This window comes from Brachybacterium sp. AOP43-C2-M15 (assembly GCF_052446295.1).
Classification (GTDB): domain Bacteria; phylum Actinomycetota; class Actinomycetes; order Actinomycetales; family Dermabacteraceae; genus Brachybacterium.
This window is the reverse complement of the sequence record NZ_JBQSWB010000002.1, coordinates 300,857-313,034: the sequence shown is the minus strand read 5'-3', so window position 1 is coordinate 313,034 and position 12,178 is coordinate 300,857. Positions and strand designations below refer to the sequence as shown.

General features: G+C 71.5%; 12 protein-coding genes. 11 read left to right on the top strand and 1 reads right to left on the bottom strand.

Going from position 1 to position 12,178, the window contains the following annotated elements:
* Nucleotides 1–34 precede the first annotated feature (34 nt).
* From ACT3SP_RS03455 to ACT3SP_RS03405, 11 genes are all read left to right on the top strand, one after another.
* Complete coding sequence (locus ACT3SP_RS03455; protein WP_444585835.1) at nucleotides 35–907, top strand: ParA family protein; 873 nt, start codon at nucleotides 35–37, stop codon at nucleotides 905–907.
* Nucleotides 907–1,809: a pseudouridine synthase gene (locus ACT3SP_RS03450; RefSeq protein ID WP_444585834.1), complete on the top strand. Its 903-nt coding sequence runs from the start codon at nucleotides 907–909 to the stop codon at nucleotides 1,807–1,809. The genes ACT3SP_RS03455 and ACT3SP_RS03450 overlap by 1 nt, the downstream gene beginning before the upstream one ends.
* The gene (locus ACT3SP_RS03445) at nucleotides 1,809–2,915 is read left to right on the top strand and encodes a prephenate dehydrogenase (RefSeq protein ID WP_444585833.1); all 1,107 of its coding nucleotides are present in this window, start codon (nucleotides 1,809–1,811) and stop codon (nucleotides 2,913–2,915) included. The genes ACT3SP_RS03450 and ACT3SP_RS03445 overlap by 1 nt, the downstream gene beginning before the upstream one ends.
* A gap of 20 nt (nucleotides 2,916–2,935) precedes the next feature.
* Nucleotides 2,936–5,221, top strand: coding sequence for a bifunctional cytidylate kinase/GTPase Der (gene der / locus ACT3SP_RS03440; RefSeq protein ID WP_444585832.1), 2,286 nt, complete (start codon nucleotides 2,936–2,938; stop codon nucleotides 5,219–5,221).
* A 79-nt stretch (nucleotides 5,222–5,300) separates the two neighbouring features.
* Nucleotides 5,301–5,972, top strand: coding sequence for an NINE protein (locus ACT3SP_RS03435; protein ID WP_444585831.1), 672 nt, complete (start codon nucleotides 5,301–5,303; stop codon nucleotides 5,970–5,972).
* Between the two features lie 37 nt (nucleotides 5,973–6,009).
* Nucleotides 6,010–6,291, top strand: coding sequence for a hypothetical protein (locus tag ACT3SP_RS03430; protein ID WP_444585830.1), 282 nt, complete (start codon nucleotides 6,010–6,012; stop codon nucleotides 6,289–6,291).
* Between the two features lie 94 nt (nucleotides 6,292–6,385).
* Entirely contained in the window at nucleotides 6,386–6,802 is a 417-nt protein-coding gene (locus ACT3SP_RS03425) for an NUDIX domain-containing protein (RefSeq protein ID WP_444585829.1), read from the top strand.
* Entirely contained in the window at nucleotides 6,799–7,416 is a 618-nt protein-coding gene (locus ACT3SP_RS03420) for a hypothetical protein (protein ID WP_444585828.1), read from the top strand. The genes ACT3SP_RS03425 and ACT3SP_RS03420 overlap by 4 nt, the downstream gene beginning before the upstream one ends.
* A gap of 158 nt (nucleotides 7,417–7,574) precedes the next feature.
* Nucleotides 7,575–8,963: an extracellular solute-binding protein gene (locus ACT3SP_RS03415; protein WP_444585827.1), complete on the top strand. Its 1,389-nt coding sequence runs from the start codon at nucleotides 7,575–7,577 to the stop codon at nucleotides 8,961–8,963.
* A complete protein-coding gene (locus ACT3SP_RS03410) occupies nucleotides 8,963–9,928 on the top strand; it encodes a carbohydrate ABC transporter permease (protein ID WP_444585826.1) in 966 nt (321 codons plus the stop codon). The genes ACT3SP_RS03415 and ACT3SP_RS03410 overlap by 1 nt, the downstream gene beginning before the upstream one ends.
* On the top strand, nucleotides 9,925–10,836 hold the full coding sequence (locus tag ACT3SP_RS03405; RefSeq protein ID WP_444585825.1) for a carbohydrate ABC transporter permease: 912 nt from the start codon (nucleotides 9,925–9,927) through the stop codon (nucleotides 10,834–10,836). The genes ACT3SP_RS03410 and ACT3SP_RS03405 overlap by 4 nt, the downstream gene beginning before the upstream one ends.
* Before the next feature lie 28 nt (nucleotides 10,837–10,864).
* Here ACT3SP_RS03405 and ACT3SP_RS03400 read toward each other — a convergent pair whose 3' ends face one another.
* Nucleotides 10,865–12,088, bottom strand: coding sequence for an acyltransferase family protein (locus ACT3SP_RS03400; RefSeq protein ID WP_444585824.1), 1,224 nt, complete (start codon nucleotides 12,086–12,088; stop codon nucleotides 10,865–10,867).
* Nucleotides 12,089–12,178 lie beyond the last annotated feature (90 nt).

Sequence of the window (12,178 nt, the reverse complement as noted above, 5' to 3'; positions counted from 1 at the left end):
CACCCGACCACGACGCCGACGACAGGACACCGACGTGAGCCCGACCTCCTCCCAGCAGCTGGACATCGACCTCGGTCCCACCGGCCGACCGATGCCGGAGCTCCCGGAGCCGGCCCCGCTCGACGGCCACGGCCCGGCGCGGATCATCTCGATGGTCAATCAGAAGGGCGGGGTCGGGAAGACCACCAGCGTCATCAACCTCGGTGCGGCCATGGCGGAGCTCGGCCGGCGCGTGCTGCTGGTGGATCTCGACCCGCAGGGCGCTCTCAGCGCCGGCACCGGGGTGAACCCCTACGAGCTCGACGTGACCGTCTACAACCTGCTCATGGAGCGCGGGCACGACGTGCACTCCGTGATCCAGGAGACGGAGACCGAGAACCTCGACGTGCTCCCGGCCAACATCGACCTCTCCGCCGCCGAGGTCACGCTGGTCAACGAGGTCGCCCGCGAGATGGCGCTGGCGCGAGTGCTGCGCCCGGTGGCCGACGAGTACGACGTCATCATCATCGACTGCCAGCCCTCGCTGGGGCTGCTGACGGTCAACGCGCTGGCCGCGAGCCATGGCGTGATCATCCCGCTCGAGGCCGAGTACTTCGCGCTGCGCGGCGTGGCGCTGCTGGTGGAGACCATCGAGAAGGTCCAGGACCGCATCAATCCCCGCCTCGAGCTGGACGGCATCCTGATCACCATGTTCGACCCGCGCACGCTCCACGCCCGCGAGGTGTGCCAGCGCGTGGTCGAGGCGTTCCCGGACAAGGTCCTGCACACCACGATCAACCGCACCGTGAAGTTCCCCGACGCCTCCGTCGCCGCGGAGCCGATCATCTCCTTCGCCTCGTCGAACAAGGGTGCTGCGGCCTACCGCCAGCTGGCCCGGGAGCTGATCTCCCGCGGCGCCGCCGCCTGATGGCCCAGGACGGATCCGGTCGCGGCGGTCGGCGCGGCACGCGCGCCCCGCGCCGGCGCAGCGCCTTCACCCCGCCGAAGCAGGTCCGTCTGCGCGACGGGGAGGGGACGCCGCTCGCCCCGGGAGGCGAGGCCTCCTCCGGTCAGGACCACGAGGCCGAGGTCCACCGTGCGGAGGGTGAGCGCCTGCAGAAGGTGCTCGCCCGCGCCGGCTTCGGCTCACGCCGTGCCTGCGAGGCGCTGATCTCCACCGGCCGCGTGCGCATCGACGGCGCGGTGGTGCAGGAGCAGGGACTGCGGATCGATCCCGCCGTGCAGGTGATCCATGTCGACGGCCGCCGTCTCCAGCTGGACGACACCAAGGTGACGGTGGTGCTGAACAAGCCCCGCCACGTGGTCTCGGCGATGAGCGATCCGGAGGGGCGGCGCGACCTCACCGAGTTCACCGAGCCCTTCCCCCAGCGCCTCTACCACGTGGGGCGCCTGGACTTCGAGACCGAGGGTCTGCTGCTGCTGACCAACGACGGCGAGCTGGCCCATCGGCTCACCCATCCCAGCTTCGAGGTGGACAAGACCTACGTGTGCCGCTTCGACGCTCCCGGAGGGCCGCCCCGCGGACTGGTCAAGGCGCTGCGGGAGGGCGTCGAGCTCGAGGACGGGCCCGCGCGCGCCGACCGTGCACGGGTGCTCGCCCAGGACGGCCGCGAGGCGGTGGTGGAGGTGACTCTCCACGAGGGGCGCAACCGCATCGTGCGGCGCATGTTCGCCTCCCAGGGCTTCGAGCTGACCGCACTGGTGCGCACCCGCATCGGGCCGGTGCTGCTCGGCGATCTCGCCCCGGGCGCCACCCGGGAGCTGACCGGTCGCGAGCTCGGCACCCTGATGGCGGAGGTCGGTCTGTGATGGCCCTGGTCCCCTCGCCGGTCCGGATCATCGGCACCGGCCTGATCGGCGGGTCGCTCGGCATGGCCCTCGGCCGCTCCGGGGTGGAGGTGCAGGTCGAGGACGTCTCCCCGGGCACCGCCGCCCTGGCGGTCGAGCTGGGGGTGGGGTTCCTGCCCGACGAAGACTCCCCGGATCCGGCCCTGGTCCTGGTCGCCGCCCCGCCCGATGTCTCCGCGGCGCTCGTGGACCGGGCTCTGCGCGCCTGGCCCGAGGCGCTGGTCGCGGACGTCGCGAGCGTCAAGCGCACCGTGCTCGACGGACTGCGGACCCGCGCCCGCCCCCAGGACCTGCCGCGGTACATCGGCGCCCACCCGATGGCGGGCCGCGAGGTCTCCGGCGTCATCGCCGCCCGGGCCGACCTCTTCCAGGGCCGTCCCTTCGTGGTGGTCCCGCACGAGGGCACGCTCCCACGGGCCGTCACCGCCCTCAAGGGGCTCGCCGCCGAGATCGGGGCGGTGCCCGTGGCGATGGACGCCGCCGACCACGACACCGCGGTCGCCCAGGTCTCCCACGTGCCGCAGGTGATGTCGAGCCTGCTCGGTGCGACGCTGCTCGCGCCCAGCGAGACGGCGTTGGGCCTGGCGGGACAGGGGCTGCGCGACACCACCCGCATCGCCGACTCGGACCCGCGGCTCTGGGTCGAGATCCTCGGGGCGAACGCGGAGGCGGTCGCCGAGGTGCTCGACGCGGTGCGCGAGCGGCTCGACGGAGTGCTGGACGCCCTCGAGACGCTGCAGGGAGATCCCGATCCGGGCACCGGCTCCCGCCGGGCGCTGGCCGACCTCGTCGCCGCCGGCAACCGCGGCGTGCGGCGGATCCCGGGCAAGCACGGCGGCGCCACGGACGCCTTCGCGACCCTCGTGGTGCTGGTCCCGGACCGCCCGGGCGAGCTGGCCCGGCTGCTCACCGAGGTGGGGCAGATCGGCGTCAACCTCGAGGACCTCCGGCTCGAGCACGAGCTGGGCCGCGCGGTGGGCCTCGCCCACATCTCGATCGACGCCTCCCGTGAGGACCTGCTCACGCGGGAGCTGACCGAACGCGGTTGGAAGGTCGCCGACGCCTGAGCGCCCCGTATCCTTGCCGGATGCACACCAGCGCGCCGCACGACCCCTCCGATCCCGCGGTCCCCGTCCCCGCACAGGGCATCGTCATCGCGATCGACGGACCGGCCGGCTCCGGCAAGTCCACGGTCTCCCGCCTCGTCGCCGAGGCGCTCGACGGCGGGATCCTCGACACCGGGGCCATGTACCGGGCTCTCACCTGGTCCTGCCTGGACCGGGGCATCGACCTCGCCGACCGTGAGGCCGTCGCCCGGGCCGCCGAGGAGCTCGACCTCGAGCTCGGCACCGATCCCGCAGGCGCCGTGGTGGCCGTCGGCGGCACGGACATCACGGCCGAGATCCGCACCGAGCGGATCTCCCAGCAGGTCTCCGCGGTCGCCACGAACACTCTGGTTCGTCCGATCCTGCAGCAGCGCCAGCGCGATCTGCTCTTCGCCGGCGCCGCCGAACGCGGCTTCTGCGTCGCCGAGGGCCGCGACATCACCACCGTCGTCGCCCCGGACGCCCACGTGCGAGTTCTGCTGACCGCCTCCGACGAGGAGCGGATGCGTCGTCGTGCGGCCGAGCTCGGGATCGCCGACGACGAGGACGGCCGCGCACGGATGGCCGATCAGGTGCTGCGCCGCGACCGGGACGACTCGGCCGTCTCGGAGTTCCTCACCGCGGCGGAGGGCGTCTCCACCGTGGACACCACCGGGCTGGGGATCGCCGACGTCGCCGAACGGGTGCTGATGCTGGTCGCCGCGGCCGAGACCGCGCAGGAGGAGGAGCTGCACGGCCGTGCCGAGGCGGCGCCCGCCGCAGGGACGTCGCCGTCGCCCGTCGGCCGCAGCGGCGAGCACGCCGCCGGCTCCGCGGACGCCTCCTCCGACGCGCCGTCGGACACGGAGATCGAGGCGGCCCTGCGCGCAGGGCTCACCGACTACGAGCTCGACGACGAGGACCTCGCCCTGCTCGCCGGTGAGGAGGACGAGCGCGTCCGTCCGGACGTCCAGCGCAACCTGCCCGTGGTGGCCGTGGTCGGTCGACCCAACGTCGGCAAGTCCACCCTGGTCAACCGCATCCTGGGGCGTCGCGAGGCCGTTGTCGAGGACCGCCCCGGCGTGACCCGCGATCGCGTCTTCTACGAGGCCGAATGGGCGGGCAAGGACTTCTGGCTGGTCGACACCGGCGGCTGGGAGGACCGGGTCCAGGGCATCGCCTACCGGGTCGCGGAGCAGGCGGAGGTCGCGGTCTCGCTCGCGGACGTGGTGATGTTCATCGTCGATGCCAACGTGGGGATCACCACGACCGACGAGCAGCTGCTCAAGGTGCTCCGCAAGGCGGACGTCCCGATCGTGCTGGTCGCCAACAAGGTCGACGACCAGCGCGGCGAGCTCGAGGCCGCTGCGCTGTGGAATCTCGGGCTGGGGGAGCCGCACGCCGTCTCCGCCCTGCACGGCCGCGGCTCCGGCGACCTGCTGGACGCCGCCCTGGCCGCCATGCCCGAGGAAGGACGCGGCGCACCGGCCGATCACGGGCCCCGCCGGGTCGCGCTGGTGGGCCGTCCGAACGTGGGCAAGTCCTCGCTGCTGAACCGCCTGGCGCGCGAGCAGCGCGTGGTGGTCGACGAGGTCGCCGGCACCACCCGCGATCCGGTCGACGAGAAGATCACCCTGGGCGGCCGGGAGTGGACCTTCGTGGACACCGCCGGCATCCGGCGCCGGGTCCTGCAGTCCCAGGGCGCGGACTACTACGCCTCCCTGCGCACGCGCGCGGCCCTGGACCGCGCAGAGGTCGCGGTGGTGCTGCTGGAGGCCTCCGAGCCGATCTCCACGCAGGATCTCAAGATCATCGACATGGTCCTGGAGTCGGGACGCGCCCTCGTGCTCGCCTTCAACAAGTGGGACCTGCTGGACGAGGAGCGCCACAAGGCGCTCGAACGCGAGATCGAACGTGATCTCGCCCACGTCGCCTGGGCCCCGCGGGTGAACATCTCCGCCCAGACCGGGCGACATGCCGAGAAGCTGGTCCCGGCGCTCGAGACGGCTCTGGACTCCTGGGACCGGCGCATCCCCACCGGGCGCCTGAACGCCTTCCTGGGCCAGCTGGTCGCCGCCCATCCGCACCCGCTGCGCGGCGGCAAGCAGTCCCGCATCCTGTTCGCGACGCAGGCCCGGACCCGTCCGCCGCGCTTCGTCATCTTCGCCAGCGGCTTCCTCGAGCACGGATACCGCCGCTTCATCGAGCGCCGCCTGCGCGAGGACTTCGACTTCCCCGGTTCGCCGATCGTCATCGGCGTGCGCATCCGCGAGAAGCGCCGGCGCTGAACCCCGTCGGCGTCGCAACGCGCCTCCCGGGCTGTGCCCGAGGTGCGACGCGCCGGTGCGACCACGTATCGTGGTCGCCATGAGCAACCCCGGTGACAACGCATCCTGGGACCCCCAGGGGAATCAGGACGACGCACAGCAGCCGCCGCAGGACCCCTGGGCCCAGCCCCCGGCCCCGCAGGATCCGTACGGCCAGCCGCCGGCCGAGGCCGGACAGTACGGCCACCAGGATCCGTACGGCCAGCAGTCGGCCGATGCCGGCCAGTACGGGCAGCAGGATCCGTACGGCCAGCAGTCGGCCGATGCCGGGCAGTACGGGCAGCAGGACCCCTACGGACAGCAGCCCGGTGCGGGGCAGGAGCAGTTCGGGCAGCAGGATCCCTACGGCCAGGGACAGCACTGGTCCCCGGCGCCGAGCTCCGGCGCGTCGGCCTCGGACCCCTATGCCCAGGGCGGCGCCGCCCATGGACGGTCGAGCGCCGGCCAGCCCCCCGCCGGCGGCGGCCAGGGCCCCGTTCCTCCGGGTGAGCCGCAGAGCCGCCTCGTGGTGGGACTGCTCGGGATCTTCCTCGGCGGCGTCGGCGTGCACCGCTTCCTGCTCGGCTACACCACGATCGGCATCATCCAGATCGTGGTCACCTTCGTCACCTGCGGCATCGGTGCGTGGTGGGGAATCATCGAGGGCATCATGGTGCTCGCCAGGGCACAGGCCTTCGAGTACGACGCCCACGGCCGCCCCCTGAAGGACTGACGAGCCCTCGCGGCTCCGCGACCAGGACGGACGACTCATGACCTCTCACCCCCAGGGCCCGCTCCCGGATCGGGGCTCGCTCCAGAACAGCTCGATCGTGCTGATCGTCCTCGGCTTCCTGTGCGGGGGCACGCTCCCGGCGATCTTCGGCATCATCTCGATCGTGCAGCTCGACTCGGACCCGTACTCCGCCAAGAAGATGAACAAGGTCGGATGGATCCTCTTCTGGGTCCTGCTCGCGCTGATCATCGTCGGCGCCCTCCTGTACATCCTGCTGATGGTCGGCGTGTTCGCCGTGCCGTTCCTGGTCGGCGTCTGACGCCGAGACGTCCGGAACCTCCGAAGGAGCAGCGATCGCCACCCCCGACTTCGTCCTGACCCTGCGCGAGCGCATCGGCCACGACCTGCTGTGGATGCCCGGTGTGACGGCGCTCGTCCTGGACCGCTCCCGCACGCGCCTGCTGGCGGTGCGCCGCACGGACACGGGCGCCTGGACCCCGGTCACGGGGATCATCGACCCGGGGGAGGAGCCGGCGCGCGCGGCCGTGCGCGAGGTCGCGGAGGAGGCCGGCATCGCCTGCACGGCCCTGCGTCTGCTCGACGTGCGGGCCCTGCCCCCGACCACCTACCCCAACGGGGACCATGCGCAGTTCCTCGATCTCTGCGTCCTGTGCGAGGCGGAGGACGACGCGGCACCCTTCCCGGCCGATGGCGAGAACACCGAGGCGCGCTGGTTCCCGCTCGGGGCACCGCCGCCGATGAACGCTCGCTTCGTCGAGCAGCTCGAGCTCGCGATCACGGACCGGCCCGAGACGCGGCTGGCCAGATGAGCCCCCAGGACCCCCTCCCCGGGACCCGGGTCCGGATCGCCCTGACGGACCGTCCCGGCGACCACGCCACGGTGCGCGTGATCGCGTCCCCTCGACGTGACATGGTCCGCGACGGTCTGCTCAGCGCCCCGCTGCAGCCCTTCGCCGACGCGCTGCTGGTCGACGTGAGCATCGGGGAGAGGATCCTGCTGCCCGGCGCCTGGGTCCAGCCCGAGGTGCTGCAGCGCGGCGAGCCGGTCGCCCCGACGCCCGTGAGCGCCGCCGACCTGCGCCCGCCCGCGGTGATCGCCGGGGACTCCGAGCAGGCGGCGCTGTGCTGGGGAGAGACCGTCTGGCCGCTCGACCTGGGCGGCGCGGTCGCGATCCCGGACTCCGGCCGCGCCGATCCGCATCCGCTCTCGCGCCTGCGCCGGCTGCTGCTGGTCGCCGCCGGGAGGCGCGAGGAGATCGCGCTGACGCTGTGGCGCGATCCCGGCTTCGAGATCCCCTGGCAGGACGTTCGCCTCCTCCCGCGCGCCGCCGCCTGGTTCGAGCTCGCGCAGGTGCCCGCCGGGCTGCGCTATGCCGATGCCGAGCGCGCCCAGGGCGTCGGCCGGGCCCGCTCCCGTCCCTGATCCCTGCGGCTCGACCGGCCCGGTGGACCCGGGCCCGACCGCGCCCGTCCACACGGCCCCGCCCGCCCGGTTCCCGTGCCGCTCGGCGTGCCCGGTTGCGTGATCCGCCTCACCAGAGGCTATGGTCGAGCCCCTGTGTTTCTCGACGAGGAGGATCCGTGCCCCCACGATCGCTTCCCCGGCCCCGCCCCGACCGGCGCACCATGCTGCGGTACACCGCGGGCACCGCCGCCGTGCTGCCGCTGGCGGCCCTCGCCGGATGCTCCGGCGGCGGCCGCGACCCCGACACCCTCCGCATCGCATTCCAGCAGTTCGGCTCCGGGACGCTGATGGAGCAGTGGATCCAGCGCACCGCAGAGGCCTACACCGCGGACTTCCCCGAGCGCAGCATCGAGCTGGTGCCGATCGTCGCCTCCGAGAACGACTACTTCACCAAGAACGAGCTGCTCATGAGCTCGCCCCGCACCAGCCCCGACCTGGTCTACGAGGACACCTTCATCCTCCTGGCGGACGTCGCGGCGGGATATCTCCAGAACGTCGACGAGTTCGTCGAGAGCTGGGAGCACTGGGACGACGTCGTGGAGGCCTCCCAGGAGGCCGTCACGGCCCAGGACGGCCACGTCTACGCCGTCCCCACCCACACCGACACCCGCGGCATCTGGTACCACAGGGGAGTCTTCGCCGAGGCCGGCCTTCCCGAGGAGTGGGAGCCCACGAGCTGGGAGGACATCCTCGAGGCGGCGCGCACGATCAAGGAGCAGGTCCCGGACGTCGCGCCGATGTTCCTCTTCTCCGGCATGCCGCAGGGGGAGAAGGCCTCCATGCAGGGTTTCGAGATGCTGCTGTACGGGACGGAGGACCGCCTCTACGACGAGGAGTCCGCGAAGTGGATCGTCGGAACCCAGGGCTTCGTCGACTCCCTGACCTTCCTGCGCACCGTGTTCGAGGAGGAACTCACCCTCTCGATCAGCCAGTCGCTGGATCCGAACATCGGCGAGAGCATCTACAGCAGCATCCTGCCCGAGGGGAAGCTGGGCATCCTGATCGACGGCTCCTGGATCTCGCAGAACTGGACCGAGGACGCCCCCAGTCCCTGGCCGGAGTGGACCGAGACCATGAACGTGGTGCGCATGCCCACACAGGACGGCGGCGGCAGCGGCTGGGTGACCCTCGCCGGCGGCTGGAGCTGGGCGGTGCCGAAGCACGCCACCGATCCCGAGATCAGCACGAGCTTCATCGAATACCTGCTGACCACCGAGAACTCGGTGCAGCGCGCCATCGCGGACAACCACATCACCATTCGCCGGGACGTCGCCGCGGTGGAGGAGTACAGGACCTATTCGCCGACCGCGGAGTTCTTCACGGGACTTCTCGAGGAGGCGTACTACCGCCCCGCCTACGCCGAGTACCCCGAGGTGTCCTCCGCCATCCAGCAGGCGATGGAGTCGGTGATGACGATGGACAAGTCCCCGGAGGCGGCGGCCGCCGACTACGACGCGGCGGTCAGGAACATCGTGGACGAGGACGACGTCGAGGAGGCATCGTGATGAGCACAGCCGTGACCACGGCCGACGAGCAGCCGGCCACCCCCTCCTCGGGCGCCGGAGGTGACCGGGGCGGCAGCAGGCCCGGCAAGCTCGGGAACAGGATGTCGCTGTCCCGCTCGGTGCCGATGTGGCCCGCGTTCCTGCTCCTCATCGGCTTCCTGCTGGGGCCGATCCTGTACTCGGTGTACCTCGCGTTCACCGACAACGCGATCCGCGGCGCCGGCGCCGAGGAGACCAGCTTCGTGGGGCTGGGGAACTTCGTGGACGCGTTCACCGATGCCGGGTTCTGGAACTCGGTGGCGCTGACCCTGATCTTCACGGTCGTCTCCGCCGTGATCGGGCAGAACGTGATGGGAATGGTGCTCGCCCTCCTGATGGAGCGTGCGAACCGGGTGATCACCTTCGTGGTCACCTCCATCGTGATCGCGGCGTGGATCCTCCCGGAGGTGGTGGCCGGGTACCTGCTGTACACCTTCTTCGCCGAGGAGGGCAGCCTCAACGGCATCATCACCGCGATCGGCCTCCCGCCGCAGGACCTCCTGTTCAGCGCTCCCATCATCGCGGTGGCCTTCGCGAACATCTGGCGCGGCACGGCCTTCTCGATGCTCGTGTACTCGGCCGCGCTGTCCAGCGTCCCCGGCGACATCTACGAGTCCGCCTCCCTGGACGGGGCCGGCCCTCTCCGCCGGTTCTGGTCGGTGACGATCCCGATGCTGCGGCCCGCCATCGCCACCAACCTCATGCTGATCACGCTGCAGACCCTGTCGGTGTTCGGCCTGATCTTCATCATGACCGGCGGTGGGCCCGCCCAGCGCAGCCAGACGCTCCCGCTGTACATGTACGAGCAGGCGTTCTCCTACGGACAACTCGGCTACGGCACGGCGGTGGCGCTCCTGCTGCTGATGATCGGCGCCGTCGCCTCGCTGATGTACCTGCGGCTGCTCCCCGAGGAGGACAAGCGATGACCGCGACCGAGAACACGACGACGGCCGCCGAGGGTGCGCCCGCCGCGCAGCGCGGCGCGCCCACCACGAACCGCGGCGGCAAGGGCCCGCGCGAGCGGATGGTCTCCACCGCGAGCGCGGTGGCGATGGTCGTGATCGGGATCGCCTTCCTGATCCCGCTGCTGTGGGTGGTGCTGGCGTCCTTCGACACCGAGGCGTCGCTCGCGATCGCCTGGCCGGAGTCCTGGAGCCTGGGCAACTACCAGGCGATCTGGAACGCGGAGACGACGTTCCGACCGCTCGCGAACTCCTTGATCCTGTGCGGCGGGGCGACCCTGCTGACGATGACCGCCGCGGTGCTGTGCGCCTATCCCCTCTCCCGCTACCGCTTCGCGGGCAAGCGCCCGCTGCTGATGACGATCATCTTCTCCACGGGCCTGCCGATCACAGCGATCATGATCCCCGTGTACGCACTGTTCGTGCAGGTGAACCTGATCGACTCGATGTTCGGTGCGATCCTGTTCCTCGGTGCGAGCGGTCTGCCGTACGCCATCTTCCTGACCAAGGGGTTCATGGACTCGGTGCCCATCGAGATCGAGGAATCGGCCTGGACCGAGGGGGCGGGCGTGTACCGCACGCTGTGGTCGGTGGTGCTGCCGCTGATGAACTCCGGCCTGGCGGTCGCGACGATCTTCACCTTCGTGGGCATGTGGGGGAACTTCTTCGTGCCCTTCATGCTGCTGCTGAGCCCCGAGAACCTGCCCGCGGCGGTCACCCTGTACACCTTCTCCTCCCAGTACGGGCAGGTCGCCTACGGTCAGCTCGCCGCCTTCTCGATCTTCTACTCGCTGCCGGTGGTGGTGCTCTACCTGTTCCTGGGCCGGACCCTGGGCCAGGGCTTCGCCGCCGCGGGCGGCGTGAAGGGCTGACTGCACCCGCGCCCGGCGGCGAATGCTCTCAGGAGGTCGTCTCGGCGGGGGCGATGCGCCGCTCCGGCCCCAGCGCCCGAGGCCGTCGGTGCCCGTTCAGCCATTTCCCGAGCCAGGTCGAGCGCACGAGCAGGTCGTAGCTGAGCAGCAGGACCACCATCACCACGGCCAGGGAGATGACCAGCTTGACCAGGATCGGCAGCGCGAGCCCGGACAGCGGCACCGCGATCAGCAGCAGCAGCGGGAAGTGCATCAGGTACACCCAGTAGGAGGCGTCGGCGAGGTAGCGGACCCAGCCGATCTCGCGCCGCACCAGCCGGGCGCTGAGGCCCAGCAGCGCCAGCACCCAGGCCCAGCCGGCGAGCGCCGTGAGTCCGGCGCTCACGAGCGCCGGAACCGCGCCCTCCGACGCCAGGGCAGCAGGGCTGAGCACGATCGCGAGCACCAGGTGCACGACCCAGCGGCGCTCGATCCGGGGGAGGGCTTCGGGATCGGCGCGCAGGAACCACCCGGCCAGGAAGGCCCCGGCGTAGCCGACGCTCGCGCCTGCCACCGGGATCAGCGTGTACGGCTCGGTGAGGCTGGTCGAGGTGTCGTCCTGGAGCAGCAGCCCGCCGGCGTAGGGGATCGCCAGCAGCAGCAGGCCCCACGGCGTCGACAGCATCGCGCCGATCCGACGGGCGATCCGCTCCGACCGGCGGGCGCCCAGCATCCGGACCAGCGGCGCCCGCAGCACCACGACCACCACCACGATCTCGAACAGCAGCAGCAGGAACCACAGGTGCAACGTGGGCAGGGAGAGCAGGCCGGACGGCTCGGAGGAGCCCGCCGGGGCGGTGGGCGTGCCCATGCCGTGGACCTCGTTCAGCACCATCGCCAGGACGACCAGGGCGAACAGCACGGGCCAGAACACGATCAGCGGCAGGCCGATGCGCAGCGTCCGGTCCCGCAGGTAGCGACCGGCTCCCCGCCGCTGCAGCACCATCCGGCCGAAGTACCCGGCCAGCATCATGAACAGGACCATCCGGAACAGATGGATCACGGCCACCGTGCCGACTGCGCCCCAGGAGTCTGCCTGATCATCCACGAGCCAGAGGCCGCCGGGGAAGAACGGCATCAGGGCGTGCAGCAGCACACCCAGCAGCAGCGCACCTCCTCGCAGGGCATCGAGATGGTGTGACCGCGGAGCGGCGCGGCTCGCCGTCCCGGCGGGGCCTGGAGGAGAGCTGGTGAGAGCGGGATGCGACGTCATGAGAGGAACACTAGGGACGGACGGCATCGCGCACCTCGTCCGATCGGGGCCGCGGCCGTCCACCGATCGGCGGATGCCCTGCCCCTGGCG